Source organism: Ruminiclostridium herbifermentans (assembly GCF_005473905.2).
GTDB classification, from domain to species: domain Bacteria; phylum Bacillota; class Clostridia; order Acetivibrionales; family DSM-1351; genus Ruminiclostridium; species Ruminiclostridium herbifermentans.
The window spans coordinates 3,522,425-3,540,992 of record NZ_CP061336.1 but is presented as its reverse complement, the minus strand read 5'-3'; the positions used below and the strand labels follow the sequence as shown (position 1 = coordinate 3,540,992).

Genomic DNA, 18,568 nt, shown 5'->3' with positions numbered 1-18,568 from the left:
ATAGGGGGATAAATATGAAGTATCTAAAAAATAAACTTATTCTAGTATACATAATGACTTTGTTAATTACATTATCTGGCTGTGGAGGTAAGCAATCTACTGAAAATACGTATATAAAAGATCAAGATTCTCAATTTATGTATTTTAGCCAAGGTTCTAGTCCAATTATGGCTGAGGCAGAAAATGGATATTATTTTTTTAGTGGCAGTTATCTATATTATGCTGACAAGAATACCATGAAACCTGTTATATTGTGTAATAAGCCTAATTGTATTCATGACAGAGAAAATGATCCTAAAAAAGTATATAATTGTAATGCGTTCTTTAGTAATGATGCATCACCATTTATATCTTATTATAATGGGAATATCTATGTTATTTCTATTATTTTAGGCAGTAGTAATCAGCAAACAGAACTTTTAAAAGTGTCTTCTGATGGAACAAAGAGGAAAAGTATTTTAAAATTTGATGTCAAGCCAATGTCTTTGACAATCCATCGTGGTAAATTATATTATGAACAAGCTGCTTATGATAAAAATCAAAATTCCGTATACTCCATTAAAGAATTTAATTTAAATAAGTTTAATGCAAAGCCTAAAACTATCTATACAGGTACCTTAGAAGGAGGACATATTCAAGATTTAATGTGTTACGGAAATAATCTTTATTTTTTAGAATTTGCTCATAATGAAAATAGTTTTACTGATATTCATATGAGATATGATATTCTTACTGGAAAAGCAAATAGGCTTTATAATGATATAGATTCTGATGATTTAGAGTTTGCTTCGTATCCATCAATACATAATGGAAAGATATATTATTCTGTATCAAAATATAATATGGACGGAACATCCCAAACAAAAAATTCCTATGTTTGTAATTTAGATGGAAGTAATAAGAAAGAAATATTTAGTATTGATAAAGATAGCGTATTTTTATCAGACCAACAATATTTATATTCAAATGACATCATATGGTCTGCTGACGCAAAGCCGAAAGACCAGCAAAAACTTAGAATATTGGATAACAACGGCAAGGTTATAAATAGTATAGATACTGGCTACATAAATGATAATAGTTCTGTAATATGTGGAGGTGACTTACACCTGTTTATTACCACTAGCACGAAGGATAAATTTCAGATTTTTTATGCTGATAAAAAACAGTTTACAAAAACGGGGAAAATAGAGATAAAAACCTTTTTCGAAATGGATATAGATCGTATGACACCTGCTATTGTAACAGGTAATGATTTAATAATTGAAAATTAGTAAAGGAGTACGCCTTATGGTACTTACAATGAACAAAATATCAAAAACTTATAAAGGAGGTACAAAAAAAGCTCTTGATAGTTTCAGTACTTCCCTTACTGCAGGAGTATATGGTCTATTAGGGCCTAATGGAGCAGGTAAATCCACTCTTATGAATATTATAACGGATAATATAAAAGCTGATTCAGGTAGTATAGATTATGATGGATCAAATATTCAAAAAATGGGTAAGGATTTTAGAAATATACTTGGGTATATGCCTCAACATCAAGGGCTATATGATGATTTCTCTGCAAACCGTTTTTTATGGTATATGGCGGCTCTAAAAGGTTTAAAGAAGAAGCTGGCAAAGGAAAGAATAGAGTATGTACTTGACTTGGTCAATTTACGTAATGATGCACACAAAAAGCTAGGCTCATTTTCAGGAGGTATGAAACAGAGAATATTAATAGCACAAGCACTGCTGAATGATCCTGAAATATTGATTCTAGATGAGCCTACAGCAGGTCTTGACCCAAAGGAAAGAGTACATATCCGTAATTTTATAAGTGAGGTTGCGTTGAATAAAATAGTTATATTTGCTACGCATGTTGTATCTGATATAGAGTACGTTGCTAAAGAGGTTATTTTTCTTAAGCAGGGAAAACTTATTCTACAAGATACTCCGTCAAAAGTTCTGTCGCAGATGGAAAATAAGGTTTGGCAGGCACACATACCAGTTGATAAGCTGAATGAATTACAAAAACAGTATATGGTAAGCAATATTGTAGGAGAAAAAAACAATCTGGTAGCAGTGAAAATTGTAGGAGATAATTTGCAGTCTGAGCTTGATGCAAGTCCTGCACTGCCTACTCTTGAGGATATTTACCTTTATCTTTTCAATGATTTTAATAAAGAGAGAAGGGCGTAAAATGCGTATACTCAAATATGAATTTTATAAATTATTATCTAAAAAATTACTGCTATTATTTATTTTAATTTTGTTTGCTATTAATTGCTATCTGTATATTGCTGAACAAAATAAAAATGACTTTCAGATCCCAAATGAATATGAAAATATGTTACAGCAGTATTCAAACTTATCTGAAAAAGAAGCATTGGCACTAATAAGTGAAAGCTATGATGAGCTGAATATACTGTCAATTATTAATAACCTTAGAACCAGTAATATTGCTGAAGAGGCAATTAAGGATCAAGTATCTCCTATTTTAAAATTATCAGCTATAGAAATCTCTTATGACCAGCTTTTGGAAAAATATGATAATAGTAGATTTATGGAAGATAATAGTTATTTACAAGACTATATTACTTCTTTGGGGCTGATAAACAATCAACTTGAATATATTGAAAGCTATCCTGATTTTATAAATTCGATGGAAGAAAAGGCTGAAGATATGCAAAGTGTTTCTATTTTTAGCCAAGAGGGGACTTTTGCGTATAGGAATATTTTAAAAACTCCAAATGACTTTAGACATTTAAAAGATATTAAACTAAAGCTTGGCGATGAGACAGGAATTATATCAGCAACTCAGTATAGATTTACTGACTTATCAATGGCAGCAATAATATTCCTGATGTGTGTTTTTATTTTCATAATAGAAAAAGAAAGCGGACTTATTAGACTTACTAAATCTACAAAAAATGGGCATGTTCCTGTAATAGTATCTAAGATTACTGTATTAGTGGTTACAACAGCTGTATTATCATTATTATTCTATGGAAGTATATTGTTCCTAGGAAATAAGCTTTATGGATTTGGTGATTTATCGAGGTACATTCAATCTATGAGCTCTTTTAGAGACTGTAGTTTTTTGCTATCAGTGAAAGAATTCATATGCCTATTTATTGTTACCAAAATTTTTGTAACTGTAATTACAGCATTTATTTTTGCTGTAATATTTAATGCGTTTTTATTTCCAAAAGTAATATATCTAGTTTTGGCATTGTTTACCGGTTTTAGTTATATATGCTATACATTGATTCATCCTGCTTCATATATAAATACGCTCAAATATATAAACTTATTTTCATTTTATGATGTATTTACATTCTATGGAGAATATACAAATATTAATTTTTTTGGCTATCCTATAAGTAAGGTATTTGCTTCAATATTTGTATCTTTAGTAGTATCTGTTTTAACAATAGCATTAACTATATTTTCATATGTAAGAAATTATTCGTGTGCTACACCTATACTTCATAAGCTAATAAATAAAATTATTATAAGACGGAAAAGAATTAATGGAAGTACAAGCATGCTTATTCATGAGACTTATAAAATATTTGTTACAAATAAGGTCGGTTTAATAGTTGTTGCAGCTTTAATTATTGGATATCAAAATATACATGTGGCTCCATTTCTTATGACTAAAGATACAGCTGTATATAAAGGCTATGTTGATTCTTTGGCTGGAGAATTAACTGCCCAAAAGCAAAAATTTATCCAAGACGAACAAAAACAATTTGATAATATTCCATTGGAATTACAAAAACTAAAGAATTCATTTGAAAAGGATGAACTAGATAAAGCTGAATACACCAGAGAACTGAACAAAATTACTCTTTTTTCAGAAAAGAAAACAGGATTTGAAAGACTTAAAAATCAATACCAGTATCTTGTTAATTTAAAAGAAGAAAAGAAAATTAACGGAAGTTTTATTTGCGAACTATCCTCACGTTATATATTTAATAATAGAACCAGAGATTTATACAATGGACTTATTTATTGTATATTACTTATATTATGTTTGAGTAATATATTCCCTATGGAGTATAAAAACGGGATGGTGAGAGTTTACAAAAGTACATATAATGGCAGGTTACGGTTATTTGCACAAAAGGGCTTTATAGGTAGCATAATTGCCATAATTCTTATGATAATAGTATACCTGCCTTATTATATCAATTTATTATCACGATATGATATAAAATCTTGGTCAGCTCCGATACAAAGTATATACTTGTTCGAAAATCTTGACTTGAATATTAGTGTTTTGGGTTTTGTTGTTCTTGCTAATTTCCTCCAGCTTATTGGCTGTATCGCAATTGCTAAGCTTATAATTCTAATTTCACTTATTGTAAAGAAACACTCTATTTGTATATTAGCATCAACAGTGATTTTAGGCTTCCCTATTATAATAAGCTTAATGGGTATTACATCTTTAGATAGCTATTCATTTAACACTATATTTGTGCTGTTTTCTTCATTTTCTAAAAGTAAGGATATAATCAGCATAATTAGTTATTATGTATTTTTAGTTATTATATTGATATCATCAGTACTATTAGGTAGTAAAATATACGGAGGTAATTTGTTTAAAAATATATTTGGTTTAAAAGAAGTGAAATAGATGTTAGAACAGAAAGTTAATGAAAAAACATTTGGATATGAAATTTTTTTCAACTAAATTACTTTCGAAGTGTGAAAAAGAAATTGCTCTAAAGTATGGATCTGATAGTATAAAAAATAATCTATGTTTTATATGGGATAATACTAATGCACAATTGCACAATGATTCATTAATACTGCTGCAATTGATGAATTGGATTCTGGTATCTTTGAGCATTTACATAATGAACTATTAATTTTTTATGCCAAAATGACTTTAGACACTAGCAAATATGATGCATAGGAGATTTTTTATGAAATATCTATGGCTAGACGAATACCTTCTTTCAATGAAGGGAGCAACAAAGGATTTTAAGGTAGAGTGGGGCTGGACAAGGTATCTAATTGGAAATAAAATGTTTGCGGCAATATGCAAGGATGCCAAGGGTGAAAGAGACATTATTACAATCAAGCTGGAGCCATTTGAGGGCGAGTTTTTGCGAAGCCAGCACCAAGATATTATTCCTGGGCACTACATGAATAAGGAACACTGGAATTCAATTTATTTAGACTGGAATATACCTGACGAAATGATGAAAGACTTAACAAAAAAGTCATATCAACTGGTGCTTGGTGGACTAAGTAAAAAGTTACAAAAGGAAATTCTTGGATTGTTCTAGCAGTAATGACTTCAATTTTTGCATTTTTACAGTTAGAATAATTCCTAGAAGATTAAGAAATGGACAGTTAGCAAAATTCGATATATGGCTAACAGAAAGAAATAAGTTTAAGGAGGGAAGACAATGAAATACATAACTACACTTATTGCAGTAAAGGATATGGAAAAATCTAAAAAGTTTTATCATGATGTGCTGGGACTCGAGGTCGTTGCTGATTTTGGAGCAAATGTCGCTCTGACAGGTGGGATATCATTACAGACAGCCGATACTTGGAAGGATTTTATTTACAAGCAGGAAAGCGATATTATTTTTGGTAATAATGCAGGGGAGTTATATTTTGAAGAAGATGATATAGATTCTTTTGTTGAAAAGCTAAATTCCTTTGATATCGAATATGTTCACCCGTTAATTGAACATTCATGGGGACAGAGAGCAGTGAGATTTTACGACCCAGACAAGCATATCATTGAGGTGGGTGAAAACATGGCCATGGTTATTAAGCGTTTTATGAAAAGTGGACTTAGTGTAGAGGAAACTGCTGAAAGATTGTATGCGTCTGTTGAGTATGTGATGGGGTGTTTGGAGGGCAGAGGGTAGTAATAAAATTATATTATTTTATTTAAAAAATTATGTTTCTTGTGAATGTTGTAGGGGGATTAATATGATTGAAATTACTACTTGGATGAATGATTTTTTACATGCATTACATACGAATTTTGGAGAACGAGTGTGGTTCATTGGGCTGCAAGGAAGTTATGGCCGTGGAGAAGCAACTGAAAAAAGCGATATCGATATTGTTGTAATACTCAATAAACTTTCCGCTTTAGATGTTCAAGTCTATAACAATATGTTGGATACACTTCCTCATAGAGAATTGATTTGTGGCTTCCTTTCGGGCAAAGACGAAATCTTGAATTGGGAAGCATCAGACCTTTTCCAATTTTACTATGATACCAAGCCAATAAAAGGGAGTCTCGATGAACTGCTGTCACATATTGACGATGCTGCCGTTAATAGAGCAATCAAAATTGGTGCTTGTAATATCTATCATGGCTGTGTACATAATATGCTGTACGAAAAAAGTGAAGATATTTTGCGAGGTTTGTATAAGTCTGCATCCTTTGTTGTACAAGCAATCTGCTTCAAACAGACAGGCAGCTATATTACTCACCAAGTAGACTTGCTTAATGCTATATGCAAAGAAGAACAGGCAATCATTCGAACTTTCTTAAATTTAAAGAATGGCGGTGCTGTTGAATTTGATAAAATGTCTGAAATATTGTTTAATTGGTCAAAAAGTTGGATTACACAGTTGTTGTAAAAGAGTGATGGTTGGAATTTTATATGTGTGCATAAAAAGAATAGGTTATTTCAAATTATCTAGTAACCTATTTAGTTTATGCATGTAATTATTCTGCGGATTTTGATACATTTACAGATTTTGTTTTATGTGTTTTAACTATATCAAATCAAACGAACTATAAGTGAGTTATATTTTGTGCGAACTCATGGAATGGTACTCTGAGTTAGTTTTTCCACGTAGTCAGCTGCTTCCTTTAAACCTGCACCAGTAAGTTCACGGTATCTTTTAATAGCTTCAATTTTCTTGCAGTCCACAATAAGAGATTTTATCAGATCATCTCCTGCTGGATCAGCTACACCAATTTTCTGAGCAATTTTATCTAAAGTTAGATTAATGCGCTTAACGCTTTTTATTAATTGATTAATAGCGATAAGTATTAATAGTAAAAGTGCGATACCTATAACTGAGAAAATGTATTTACTGTCCATTTTAATTTCCTTTCATTCAAAGCCTATCACGTTGTTTGTTACAGAGAATATAACGATAGTGATGTCTAAGCATATATTAAATTAAATTTCCATATAATGCAATTGATGCATTATATAATATACTCATTTACTAAATCCATCTTAAAGTAGCGTTTGTTGCTTTGGGGTGGATTTTTTGTATGAAAATTACTTTGTAATATGGAAGCAAGTAGCTATGATTTATTGCCTCAATTCTACAAATATAGTTAAATAATAGAAAAAATTACAAATTTAAAAGGGAATCTTTAGATTTGTGTTGAATAATAAGAATTACACTAAATTATAACTATATAACAGAAAGGATTTAGAAATGGACTTAATTTTAGGAATAGCGGTAGTCGCATTAATAGTTTATATTGTTTATGAAAAATTAATGTCAAATAAGTCTGCAGAGAAAGAGGCTATAACTACTAATGAAAAGCTTCCTTATAAGGTTGCAGATAGTGTGTTAACTGATGCAGAGCTTAGATTTTATAATGCTTTAAAGTTATGCGTGGGTGAAAAAGCAATTATTTGCCCCAAAGTAGGATTAAAAGACATTTTCTTTATCGGTAAGGGTAATGAAAAAGAATATTTGAAGCACTTTAATAAAATTGCGAAAAAGCATGTGGATTTTCTTTTGTGTGAGCCAAATACAATGAAACCTTTATGTGGAATAGAATTAGACGATATAAGTCATACAAGTAAGAAGGCTAAAGAAAGAGACTTGTTTGTTGAGAAGGTTTATAAGGATGCAAATTTAGAGTTAATCCGCTTTTTATCAAGGTCGGAATATGAATGTTCAGAAATAGAAAACACATTGTCTGTTATTTTAAATAGAGTGGATGGAAAACAAGAAAATAAAGTTGTTTTATGCCCTAAGTGTTCTATACCAATGGTTTTACGTAAAGCAAACAAAGGCCCCAATAAGGGTAATGACTTTTATGGCTGTCCTAATTATCCAAAATGCAAGGAAATAGTTAATATAGAAGAGCCAGCAGTGATTAATTGTACATAGTACTTAAAGATTTCTAAAATATAAAATTATAAAAGACTCAAAGACAATAATCACATGAGAAAGATATTACTAAAAGCTATATTGGTGGTGTTAATGATATTTGTAATAGAGGCCACTACAAATATTATGGAACAATATAAATCTAAAAGCTTTGAGGATTTATTAGGAATCAATGAAACAAATATAACAAAAGTTTTTATGAGAAATGGCTTGAACGGGCACGCAGTAGAGACTACCGATAAAGAAAAAATTAAAGAACTAGTTAGTTTTTATAAAGATAGAACTTACAGGAAAGAGCTTAAAAAGAGGCTTGGAACAGGATTTGTTTACTTTTGCGATTTCTATTCTGAAGATCTATGGTTCCTAAGAATAAGTGAAAATGGAAAATATAAAGCTTTAATAGTTCTGATTATAAGGTAAGTAAAAGAAATACCCACTGATTTGATAATTAATTGGTGTGAGGGTATTTATGATGAAAAGTGAGTAAATATAAATAATAATATCTTTAAAAATAAGTTCATTAAGTATTTCGACCTTAATTTTAAAAAATCCATCTTAGAGTAGCGTTTGTTGCTTTGGGGTGGATTTTTTGTGTAAAAAATTGTAATTATGCTCTATTATTTAATTAATAAACACAAAATTATTGGGATATGTATAAATAATACATATTAAATTTCCAAATAAGAAGGGATTTGTTAAATTAGTGTTGAATTATAAGATATCCAAATGCATTAAATTAATAAATGTAATTATTTGGAACTGATTGAATGCTATTTCAATTATTCTACTACCATGCTTTTAAACATAAAAAAGTTGTCAAATTGTATGAAAGATAATTTATAAATATCTTAAATTAATAGTATTAGTAATATTTGATGCAATAATTTATTTGATAATAAAAATGTAGATGTGATTATGTAGCAATTGATAAAAATAGTGGAGACAGATAATGATTCAATATATATGTAAAGAATGTAATGTAGCTATGTAAACTGAAAGATGTTCTTATTGTGGACAAAAAACAATTTTATCTTCAGCGTTATATTTGTGCTCGAAATGTAATATACCTATTTATACAGATACATGCCCTTGCTGTAAAAATAAGGGGAAATATGTATCAACTGATTTAAGACCTGTGTTTCCTAAAGAGAAACTACTATTAGGAATTATATTAAAGAAAGAGACCCCATTTTATTTTGATAATTCCTCCGTTTGGTGTAGCAATAACTTTTATATTGTAGATGGAGAAAAATTAGTTATATCCATTACTGAATTAAATGATCTTCCATTAGAAGAAATTATAAAAATAAAAGAAAATATGATAAGTATGTTGATGATATCGATATTACTTATTTTGATGCAATAATTGAAAAGTTTATTTCAGCTAATAGTGTTAGGTTTAATGAAATAAATGAAGAAGCAGTTAGTTATATTAGGAAGTATTTAGATACATATAAAATTGAAGATATGTTTGTATCATTTAGTGGTGGCAAGGATTCAACTGTTACATCTCATCTTGTAACTAAAGCTTTAGGTACAAATAATGTTTTACATATTTTTGGTGATACAACTTTAGAGTTTGAAAAAACCTATGAATATAAAAATAGGTTCAGAACAAACGAAGTGTCTAAAGGCATTCCAATTATATCTGCTAAAAATAGAGAAAAAAATTTTGAAGAATTATGTGAGACAATTGGTCCACCTAGCAGGGTTATGAGGTGGTGCTGTACTGTTTTCAAAACCGGTGCAATTACTCGAACAATAACATCGGCATTTATAAATAAAACTAATATTCTAACTTTTTATGGAATTAGAAAGAGTGAATCTGTAAGTAGAAGCAAGTATGAAAGAGAAAGCGAAAGCCCGAAGATTGCAAAGCAAACAGTAGTTTCACCAATTATTGATTGGCTTGATTACGATGTATGGCTATACATTTTAACAGAAAAGATTGACTTTAATGAAGCATACGAACTAGGATTCTCTAGAGTTGGATGTTGGTGTTGTCCTAACAATGGTTTTTGGTCTGAGTTTCTGACTAAGGTACATATGTATGATCAATATAAAAATTGGAGAAATTTATTAATCAATTTTGCTAAAAAAATCGGTAAGCCTGATCCAGAAGTTTATATAGACACTGGAAACTGGAAAGCAAGACAAGGCGGTTATGGGTTAGAAGTGGCTAATACATCAATAATATCATTTAAACCATGTGCAACAGAAGATAATTCTTTTAATTATGAATTACAGAAACCAATTACTGAGGAACTTTATGAATTGTTCAAACCTTTTGGCTATATTAATAAAGACTTGGGCAACAAGAGACTAGGCGAAGTCTATATTATTGATAAAAAGGGGAAGGTTGCAGTAGTTCTTCAAGGGAGGATAGGGACAACAAAATTAAAAGTTACTATAAAAAAAATTAATATTGCAAGAGCACGTTCAATGAAAGTAGCGGAAGGAAAGGTACAGTGCCAATTAACAAAATACCAGATGTGTATGGGATGTAGAGCGTGTGAAGGCGTTTGTAAGTATAATGCTATTTCTGTAAAAGAGACAGATAATGGTACCACAGAATATAAAATTAATGATGAAAAATGTATAAGATGCGGTGAATGTGTAGGACATTTTAATGCTGGATGCTATATGAGGAAGGTACTAGCGATTAAATATAAAGGATTTAATGTAGTGAGTATTAATAAAAGCTAACATACAATCTGCTGGTTTCACAATCCATTAAGAATAATACATTATATAGATATTCTGACGCCTTTTGTAATAGTGTTGGTAAGTACGCTGATATTAATATATTTATGTAACAACATAGAAAAATTCACTTGCTAAAGGAGAATAGTTATGAGTATGATATCAAAAATTATTTCTGATAATGAATACAAAACACTATATGAGAGGAAAATAGCTATAAAAGGTAAATATAGGTTTAAGTCCAAAAATATATTTCTAGATTTTATTGAGAAGATAATAAATACAATTAATACAGAATTTCTTGATTCAGTTAGAATAACTGTAATGACAGAGTTCGGTATTATAAGAGCAAATTGTTTTCCGGATTTTAGAGAAATTATTAATGGTTCAGATAGTATTTATAATGTTAATTTAGAAATATTTGGGAAAGATGCTAATGAAATTAGAGTTATTGTCGTAGATTTATTGGAATTTGAATCTATTAGAAATAAATCCAATATAAAATTATATGGTACTAATAAAGTGTGGATAAGTAAAGCTGAAGAAATGATAAAGGAAAATCTAGCATTACATAAGAATTCTCTATCTTTAATTTCGAACAAGATAATTAAAACTTTTTTAGCAAGTTTTATTGTAGCATCTATTTTTGGCTATTACTATCCGAAAAACATAGATCCAATTATATTTTTGGTTATGTTAATTTATGGATTATTATTAGTATTTATAATTGTAACGATTGAAGATGTATTTTTTCCAACTTTTAAAGTAAATTTAAAAGTTAGTTATATAAAGCGTTTTATACAAAAAATAAAAGAAGATTCATTTATAAATATAATTTCTATTTTGTCCCTACTAATTGGAATAATATCGCTTATAATATCTGTTTTTAATTGATAGAATATAAAATATATACGCTCTTGAACAACATATAATAGCAAAGAGGTCCACCATGCTATCACAAAACGCCCTAATAACCAACACAAACTCAAATTTGCTTCCACACTTGAAAGAAGCAATTAGAAACTCGAACAAAATTAAAATATTGGTTGCATTTATTAAAGAATCCGGTGTGGATTTGATAATAGATGATTTAGTGCATGCACTAAGAAATGGTGCTCAGATACAGATTTTGACTGGATATTACCTTGGAATTACTGAGCCGTCGGCATTATATTTGCTCAAGATGAAGCTGGGAGAATGTGCAGATATAAGGATTTATAAGCATACAAACATTTCATTTCACCCTAAAACCTATATATTTCAAGATGACCACAGCAGTGAAATATTTATAGGTTCTTCAAATATATCTGAGTCGGCTTTAAGACACGGAGTAGAGTGGAATTATAAAATAGTAAAAAGCAATGGTGATGAGGATATTAGTCAATTCATAGATAGCTTTGAAAATTTGTTTGAAAACCATTCTTTCAAGCTTGATGATGAAGCACTCAAAAACTATAGTATTGGCTGGAAGCTAAACAAACAGCTATATAGAACTGGTAAGGAGCAATTTGAGCAGGAAAAAGAATGTTTAAGGGAGATTGCTGCAGAAGCTAAATCTGTACAAGTCGTAAAGCCTTATGGTGCTCAAATAGAAGCTTTATACTACCTTAATCAAACAAGAGATGAAGGAATGCAAAAAGGTCTTGTTGTTATGGCTACAGGTGTGGGGAAAACATATCTTGCAGCTTTTGATAGTCAAAAATTCAATAGAATCTTATTTGTAGCGCATAGAGAAGAAATTTTAATTCAAGCCTGCAAAAGCTTTGAAAATGTTATGCCAGACAAAAGCTTAGGCTTTTTTAAGGCATCAAATATAAACAAAGATGCTGACGTTATTTTTGCTAGCGTACAAACTCTTGGCAAAGATAACTATCTCAATGAAACATATTTTAAGCCTGATGATTTTGATTATATTATAATTGATGAATTCCATCATGTAGCTGCTAATACTTATAGGTGTATTGTAGACTATTTCAAACCTAAGTTTTTACTTGGACTTACGGCAACACCATTCAGAATGGATAATAAGGATATATTTGAATACTGTGATGATAATCTTGTTTATGAGATTAATTTAAAAGAAGCTATAGAAAGAGACTATCTTGTGCCGTTTAAATATTATGGTGTCTATGATGATACTGATTACAGTAAAATAGACTTCAAAAATGGCATATATAACGAAAAAGAGCTTGAAAAAGCATTGTCAGTTGGGAAACGAGCTGATTTGGTATTTAAATATTACAAGATGTTTAATTTAAATAAAACTGTAGCTTTTTGTTGCTCGGCCAATCATGCAAACTTTATGGCAAGCGAATTTAACAAATCTGGAATTAAGGCTGTTACAGTACATACGGGTGATGGAGAGTATAAAGAGCAAAGAGAAAAGGCTGTTGAATTGTTAAAGAGTGGAGAAATTCAAGTAATATTTGTTGTTGATATTTTTAACGAAGGTGTAGACATTCCAGAGATTGATTCTGTTTTATTCTTAAGACCAACTGAATCCTATACAGTCTTTATTCAACAGTTGGGAAGAGGCTTGAGAAAATTTCCCGGTAAAAGCTGTGTTACAGTACTTGATTTTATAGGAAACTATAAACGTGCATATATTCTACCAATATTATTAAGCGGTAAAAATCCAATGTGCAGAAAATATTGCTCATTTGTTAATGTAGAATATCCAGAGGGCTGTAATGTTCAGTTTGACTTAAAGCTGATTGATCTTTTTGAAGAACTTAAAAAGAGAGAAAAGCTATCGGTAAGAATTGGAAATGAGTATTATAGATTAAAAGAAGCGCTTGGAAAGCGACCTACAAGGACAGATATATTTGAGGGGTCAGATATTAAAGCTGAGGAGTTCATTAAGCTGAAAAAAGGATATCTTGGCTTGTTGGCTCAACTTGGGGAACTAAATGATGAGGAAAAATCGTGGATAGGTACAGATGTAGAAGGACTCTTCTATGAAATTGAGACTATGAAAATGGACAAGCTCTATAAGATTCCTACATTAAGAACATTTATAAAAGGAGAAAAACTTTGTAAAAAGGTAAGTGCAGATGAAGTGGCAATAAGTATGAAAGCTTTTTATCAGAATCCAAGGTATTCTGTAGATATGCAAGATAAAGGAAGTAAAGACTATATGAACAGGACAATTGAGGATTATAGGAGAAAAGCTATACAAATGCCAATATATCATATAAACAAGAGTTCCAATTATTTTAGTTATGATGAAATTAACAAAGAGTTTTATATATCTGATGAAATACTAAAATTTAATAGCAGTTTATTAGCAAAGCATTTTAGTGATATACTTGATTATAAATTGAGAAACAAACATGCCAAACTATATAAGAAAATTGAAGAATAGAAGGAAATAAAAATGAGTATAGATTTTTACAATAAGAATTCTAAAGAGTTCTTTGAAAGTACAGTATCTGCGGATATGACAGAAACTTATATTGAATTTTTAAAATATATTGAACCAAATGGAAAATTACTTGATGCTGGCTGTGGCTCTGGCAGAGATAGCCTGTTTTTTTTAGGAAAAGGCTTTTCAGTAGTCTCAATTGATGCATCTGATGAAATGGTAAGACTCAGTTCGGAGTTAACAGGGCAGAAAACAGTTAAAATGAAGTTTCAAGAAATGAATTTTAATGATGAATTTGACGGAGTTTGGGCATGTGCCTCTCTCTTGCATGTCAGCAAAAGTGAAATTAAAGATGTAATAAAAAGAATAGCAAATAGCCTAAAGTTAAATGGAATTTTCTATGCTTCATTTAAATATGGAGAAGGAGAAATAGTCAGAGATGGCAGACTGTTTAACTCCTACAATGAAGAATCATTGAAAAGCCTTATTGAAATGCAAAGAGATTTAAAAATATTAAAAATATGGAAAACTCAAGATGTTCGCCCTGATAGAGAAAATGAGTATTGGGTGAATGTGTTGTGTAAAAAAGAATAGTGTGTAATTTTTAACATTTATATATTTTTTCGGTTTAATTAATAAAGATAAAAGGAGGGGAAAATGGCTACAAAAGTTTCTAGAAGAAAAGATATAACTATAATGGTTCCTCAAGTCTCAGATGGAAATAATTTTGAACTTAAGTATCAGGAACATTATACTATATTTAATCCATTTTTGAATCTATTAGAGTTAGTGGAGTACTATTATAAGTTATCAGATTTTCATGATTTAAATGAACTATCATATTTTGCCCAAAATTATTCTGGTGAGAGAAAATACCCTAAATTAATTAAACATTAGATATGTATAAATTTATTGTTGAAACAATTGTTAGTTCTATTGATCCAGAAGAAAATGATGCATGGATGGATTTTGATGAAGAAAAATGTAATAAATTATTAAATGAAAGTTTTTTCGATGAATATAATAAAACCATAGGTAAGGTTGCAAATCAATATAAACGTAAGTATCCATTGATTGAGTTATACGCATTTACAAAATTACAGTCTCTTGCCACAACCATGTTAACAGAAGAATTTACGGTTGATATAAATTATATTTGGACATTTGAAGATTTGATTGTAAATATTTATGAGTTAGGATGGTACGATATAATATCTACAGTGTATAAAGCACAAGGCATTCATTGGTTTTGTAATAATGGAGAAAATGATCCTATTATGTATAAATGGGCTTGCTATGCAGTAAGTGCTTGTAAAAGGAACCATTCAGTAAAGGATGAAAAATTGAAATCTGATTTGGCAGATATTTATTCTGAATTACTAATTGCCTTTACTATTAGAAATAGTATTGAAAAGAATAATGATATTATTAATTATGTAAAAGAGAGTGTTATTAATTTTGATGATGAGAAAATAAATGCGATTATTGATAGTTTTAATACATTAAAAAAAGAACATGAATTACTAATAGATGAAAAGAGGCAACTCAATGAAGGTATTCAATTGTTACGAGAACAAATAAAAGAATTACAAGGAAACAATCAAAAAACAGATTTTGAAAGAATTGAAGAAATAGCATATAGAGTATATTGCTTATCTCCACAAGATGGTAAGATGAGTGATAAGGTCAAAAAGTTTGAAAAGTTGTGGAATGACATTGATGAAAACAGCAGAAAAGATATTAAGTTATCCATTTCAATTTTTGAAAAATTTAAATCATTTGATTTGGCTATTTTTCCAATGATAAGAAGCCTTGAACATGAATTTGTTAGACATATTTTTGAACCATTTTATAATAGTCAAGAATATAAGAACGTAGATATACCTATATGTAAAAACAAAAAAATAAAAAAAACACATGAGTCTTTAATAAAAAAGAAAAATGTTTATCCAACATTAGGAAATATACCTTTTATTGGAATATATGTAGCTAATGAGAATGCGAAGAAAGCAAGTAACTTGATAAATGCTTTTGACATGTTTCTAGGAGATAAGAGAAATGGATTTATAGAAATATGCAAAATACTTTATACTCATAAAATAGGTGAAAGAAATTATAAGTTGGTTGATATTCGAAATGGAATTGCACATGGTGATGATGATATAACAAGAAACATTAATAAGAAGTGTTACGAAGAAATAAGCCATATGTTATATGAGCCACCATTACAAATTCTATATAAAGTTATAGAAAATTCGAAGTTATACTTTTAGAAGTATAATAAAGATACAAGAACTAAAACTCAATAAAAATCATTACTTATGTATAAAACTTAAGAATATTACTTAAAAATTACTATAATAAATTAATTGCTGTACATAATAATATTTAGTGATATACTTACCATAGATTACAGCATAGTAAATAAATAATAAACAGGAGCCCCCATGTCAGACTACATTCTAACATATTCAAAAACTAAATTTTATCCACTTGAGCCAGTAAAAGAGGACATAAACATTATAGACATAGCACATGCGCTGTCGCTAATGACCAGAGCTAATGGGCATTTTAAGCATTTCTATTCAGTAGCGCAGCATTGTATCAGCTGCTGTAAGGAGGCCAAGCAGAGGGGATATTCTCAGAGGGTGCAGCTTGGGTGTTTGCTGCATGATGCAAGCGAAAGTTATATTTCCGATTTGACAAGACCTGTTAAAAAGAATTTGTCAGCGTATTTTAATATTGAAGCAAAGCTGCAGCGAGTGATATATGATAGGTTTGGGCTTGGTGATTTAACTGAGGCTGAGAAAATGCAAATATCAGAGGTGGATGATGCATTACTTTATTGCGAGTTTAAGGAATTAATGGATGTGCAAGTTACGACCTCAATACCCCAAATGGCTATGGCGCATGATTTCTCACAGCGAGATTTCATTAGTGTGGAGCAAGAATTCATTTCGTGCTTTGAAAGTCTTGTACAGTTACAGTTTAAATAGAATGAGTTAATTGTAAAAAGACTGACATATTAATAAGACTGACATTATTGCTTTGAATCAAAGCGGAAATGGAGTTCAGATTTAAAGATTGTTGATTCATTTGATTTTTGAATACACTATAATTACTCCTTTCAGAGCACGATAGGGTACAACTTATTTTCCGCACTCACCGCTGTAAAAAAATACGTATGAATCAGTGAAAATAATCTTCTTTGGATAAGAGTTTGTTATTTAACATTTTGATGTGCTACAGTTTTTGTAGGAAAGTGTCAATTGCGCTATTTACGAAATCTGGATTATCTGCGTTTGAATTATGACCAGCGTTTGGAACCATTATTAGTTGGTAGCCTTCACCTTTACTCCATTTCTTATTATAGCTTTTTGTAAAGCCAGCAGCATCCTTTTCACCACAAAGAAGAAGGATTGGGCAAGAAATAGGGTAAGGGCGGTCAAGCTCAATTGCCTCTGCCACTGTGTAAAAGCCTCGTCCTGCTAATTTGCAAAAATACTTCTTTTGATAAGCTTCTATATCATTCTTGTAATTTTGGCGACCATAGCTGCTTGTGACTAATCCAACAAGACTCCATTTAATAAGCAGTTTCCACGGAATGCTGCGATACATTCCTTCTGTATGTTTTAGCCACCAGAGAATCCATTTTGAATAATATTTCTTTTGCAATGGGCATGAATCAATTGATACAAATCCCCGTATAGGTTCTGAATACAATGAAAGATATGCTTGAGTGACATATGCTCCATAGGATTGTCCAATTATAACTGGCATTTCAATTTGTTCTAACTGAATAATTTCATGCAAGACTTTTGCTACTTCATCCAACGTAAAATCCATTGCGTATGGACGTGATTTGCCATGAGCCGGTGCATCCCATACCAGGCAATTATATTTGGTGCGAAAGTACTCTATTTGCTTGTCAAACAAATTATGACCAGCGGTCAAGCCTGGAAGAAAGACTATCCATGGCATGTCATTTGAGTTGTCATTTGTTACCCAATAATGTACATTTCCTCGTTCTGATTCATATATCTTTTCTTTCATATTTATCATCTCCAAATGCTATATTTGTATTAATATAGCTATTATTGGTGTTAATTTAACTTATTGTGCAATTTATTTTGAAATGAGTTTGCAGGTAAATTACTTATTGAACATTAATATATGCGAGTAGAACTCATGGGAATGCTTGGTTAAAGATATTAGTTTGAATTTATAGGTGAAATGATAGTTGATTTTTACTAGCTTACAATGAAGCATGGATACTTAATGTAAGCGACGGTATAATTAACTATGAATCAACCCATTCTAATTCAACAAATATCTTGGAAACAACCCATATAGGTAAGTTTGTACGGAAAAATCCCAGTAAATAAGTAC

17 protein-coding genes are annotated in these 18,568 nt (G+C 30.3%); 15 read left to right on the top strand and 2 right to left on the bottom strand.

The annotated features are described in order from the left end of the window. Positions 1 to 14 precede the first annotated feature (14 nt). The 6 genes from EHE19_RS14225 to EHE19_RS14200 all read left to right on the top strand — a co-directional run bounded on the left by EHE19_RS14225 (position 15) and on the right by EHE19_RS14200 (position 6,606). Positions 15 to 1,274, top strand: coding sequence for a hypothetical protein (locus EHE19_RS14225; protein ID WP_137696779.1), 1,260 nt, complete (start codon positions 15 to 17; stop codon positions 1,272 to 1,274). 16 nt (positions 1,275 to 1,290) lie between these two features. Next, the gene (locus EHE19_RS14220) at positions 1,291 to 2,184 is read left to right on the top strand and encodes an ATP-binding cassette domain-containing protein (RefSeq protein ID WP_137696778.1); all 894 of its coding nucleotides are present in this window, start codon (positions 1,291 to 1,293) and stop codon (positions 2,182 to 2,184) included. A 1-nt stretch (position 2,185) separates the two neighbouring features. Further along, a complete protein-coding gene (locus EHE19_RS14215; RefSeq protein WP_137696777.1) occupies positions 2,186 to 4,627 on the top strand; it encodes a hypothetical protein in 2,442 nt (813 codons plus the stop codon). A gap of 292 nt (positions 4,628 to 4,919) precedes the next feature. Then, positions 4,920 to 5,285, top strand: a complete 366-nt coding sequence (locus EHE19_RS14210; RefSeq protein ID WP_137696776.1) for an MmcQ/YjbR family DNA-binding protein — start codon at positions 4,920 to 4,922, stop codon at positions 5,283 to 5,285. Between the two features lie 123 nt (positions 5,286 to 5,408). Further along, a complete protein-coding gene (locus EHE19_RS14205) occupies positions 5,409 to 5,882 on the top strand; it encodes a VOC family protein (protein WP_137696775.1) in 474 nt (157 codons plus the stop codon). Between the two features lie 64 nt (positions 5,883 to 5,946). Then, the gene (locus tag EHE19_RS14200; RefSeq protein ID WP_137696774.1) at positions 5,947 to 6,606 is read left to right on the top strand and encodes a nucleotidyltransferase domain-containing protein; all 660 of its coding nucleotides are present in this window, start codon (positions 5,947 to 5,949) and stop codon (positions 6,604 to 6,606) included. Positions 6,607 to 6,791: 185 nt separating this feature from the next. On the opposite strand, the gene EHE19_RS14195 is transcribed toward EHE19_RS14200, so the two are convergent. Further along, positions 6,792 to 7,076: a ribosomal protein L7/L12 gene (locus EHE19_RS14195; protein ID WP_137696773.1), complete on the bottom strand. Its 285-nt coding sequence runs from the start codon at positions 7,074 to 7,076 to the stop codon at positions 6,792 to 6,794. Positions 7,077 to 7,425: 349 nt separating this feature from the next. On the opposite strand from EHE19_RS14195, the gene EHE19_RS14190 reads away from it, so the two are divergent. The 9 genes from EHE19_RS14190 (at position 7,426) to EHE19_RS14150 (ending at position 17,175) form a co-directional block, all read left to right on the top strand. Further along, positions 7,426 to 8,112, top strand: a complete 687-nt coding sequence (locus EHE19_RS14190) for a DUF2726 domain-containing protein (protein WP_137696772.1) — start codon at positions 7,426 to 7,428, stop codon at positions 8,110 to 8,112. Positions 8,113 to 8,205: 93 nt separating this feature from the next. Beyond that, a complete protein-coding gene (locus tag EHE19_RS14185) occupies positions 8,206 to 8,532 on the top strand; it encodes a hypothetical protein (RefSeq protein ID WP_137696771.1) in 327 nt (108 codons plus the stop codon). 1,047 nt (positions 8,533 to 9,579) lie between these two features. Then, positions 9,580 to 10,818, top strand: coding sequence for a phosphoadenosine phosphosulfate reductase domain-containing protein (locus tag EHE19_RS14180; protein ID WP_244648249.1), 1,239 nt, complete (start codon positions 9,580 to 9,582; stop codon positions 10,816 to 10,818). A 147-nt stretch (positions 10,819 to 10,965) separates the two neighbouring features. Continuing rightward, positions 10,966 to 11,709: a hypothetical protein gene (locus tag EHE19_RS14175; protein ID WP_137696770.1), complete on the top strand. Its 744-nt coding sequence runs from the start codon at positions 10,966 to 10,968 to the stop codon at positions 11,707 to 11,709. 55 nt (positions 11,710 to 11,764) lie between these two features. Next, complete coding sequence (locus EHE19_RS14170; RefSeq protein ID WP_137696769.1) at positions 11,765 to 14,179, top strand: DEAD/DEAH box helicase family protein; 2,415 nt, start codon at positions 11,765 to 11,767, stop codon at positions 14,177 to 14,179. Positions 14,180 to 14,191: 12 nt separating this feature from the next. Beyond that, the gene (locus tag EHE19_RS14165) at positions 14,192 to 14,773 is read left to right on the top strand and encodes a class I SAM-dependent methyltransferase (RefSeq protein ID WP_205314713.1); all 582 of its coding nucleotides are present in this window, start codon (positions 14,192 to 14,194) and stop codon (positions 14,771 to 14,773) included. Positions 14,774 to 14,836: 63 nt separating this feature from the next. Further along, positions 14,837 to 15,076 (top strand): hypothetical protein, encoded by a 240-nt coding sequence (locus EHE19_RS14160; RefSeq protein WP_137696767.1) that lies wholly within the window; start codon positions 14,837 to 14,839, stop codon positions 15,074 to 15,076. 2 nt (positions 15,077 to 15,078) lie between these two features. Then, on the top strand, positions 15,079 to 16,452 hold the full coding sequence (locus EHE19_RS14155) for a hypothetical protein (protein WP_137696766.1): 1,374 nt from the start codon (positions 15,079 to 15,081) through the stop codon (positions 16,450 to 16,452). 174 nt (positions 16,453 to 16,626) lie between these two features. Beyond that, entirely contained in the window at positions 16,627 to 17,175 is a 549-nt protein-coding gene (locus EHE19_RS14150) for a phosphohydrolase (RefSeq protein ID WP_137696765.1), read from the top strand. A 247-nt stretch (positions 17,176 to 17,422) separates the two neighbouring features. Here the strand turns inward: EHE19_RS14150 and EHE19_RS14145 are convergent, their stop codons facing one another. Next, positions 17,423 to 18,232: an alpha/beta fold hydrolase gene (locus EHE19_RS14145; RefSeq protein WP_137696764.1), complete on the bottom strand. Its 810-nt coding sequence runs from the start codon at positions 18,230 to 18,232 to the stop codon at positions 17,423 to 17,425. Between the last annotated feature and the right edge of the window lie 336 nt (positions 18,233 to 18,568).

Bases quoted from the DNA above. Each gene is read 5' to 3' on its own strand.
- EHE19_RS14145 (WP_137696764.1), bottom strand. From the start codon at position 18,232: ATGAAAGAAAAGATATATGAATCAGAACGAGGAAATGTACATTATTGG.
- EHE19_RS14220 (WP_137696778.1), top strand. From the start codon at position 1,291: ATGGTACTTACAATGAACAAAATATCAAAAACTTATAAAGGAGGTACA.
- EHE19_RS14225 (WP_137696779.1), top strand. From the start codon at position 15: ATGAAGTATCTAAAAAATAAACTTATTCTAGTATACATAATGACTTTG.
- EHE19_RS14160 (WP_137696767.1), top strand. From the start codon at position 14,837: ATGGCTACAAAAGTTTCTAGAAGAAAAGATATAACTATAATGGTTCCT.
- EHE19_RS14170 (WP_137696769.1), top strand. From the start codon at position 11,765: ATGCTATCACAAAACGCCCTAATAACCAACACAAACTCAAATTTGCTT.
- EHE19_RS14180 (WP_244648249.1), top strand. From the start codon at position 9,580: ATGTTTGTATCATTTAGTGGTGGCAAGGATTCAACTGTTACATCTCAT.
- EHE19_RS14195 (WP_137696773.1), bottom strand. From the start codon at position 7,076: ATGGACAGTAAATACATTTTCTCAGTTATAGGTATCGCACTTTTACTA.
- EHE19_RS14165 (WP_205314713.1), top strand. From the start codon at position 14,192: ATGAGTATAGATTTTTACAATAAGAATTCTAAAGAGTTCTTTGAAAGT.
- EHE19_RS14215 (WP_137696777.1), top strand. From the start codon at position 2,186: ATGCGTATACTCAAATATGAATTTTATAAATTATTATCTAAAAAATTA.
- EHE19_RS14175 (WP_137696770.1), top strand. From the start codon at position 10,966: ATGAGTATGATATCAAAAATTATTTCTGATAATGAATACAAAACACTA.
- EHE19_RS14185 (WP_137696771.1), top strand. From the start codon at position 8,206: ATGATATTTGTAATAGAGGCCACTACAAATATTATGGAACAATATAAA.
- EHE19_RS14200 (WP_137696774.1), top strand. From the start codon at position 5,947: ATGATTGAAATTACTACTTGGATGAATGATTTTTTACATGCATTACAT.
- EHE19_RS14205 (WP_137696775.1), top strand. From the start codon at position 5,409: ATGAAATACATAACTACACTTATTGCAGTAAAGGATATGGAAAAATCT.
- EHE19_RS14210 (WP_137696776.1), top strand. From the start codon at position 4,920: ATGAAATATCTATGGCTAGACGAATACCTTCTTTCAATGAAGGGAGCA.
- EHE19_RS14155 (WP_137696766.1), top strand. From the start codon at position 15,079: ATGTATAAATTTATTGTTGAAACAATTGTTAGTTCTATTGATCCAGAA.
- EHE19_RS14190 (WP_137696772.1), top strand. From the start codon at position 7,426: ATGGACTTAATTTTAGGAATAGCGGTAGTCGCATTAATAGTTTATATT.
- EHE19_RS14150 (WP_137696765.1), top strand. From the start codon at position 16,627: ATGTCAGACTACATTCTAACATATTCAAAAACTAAATTTTATCCACTT.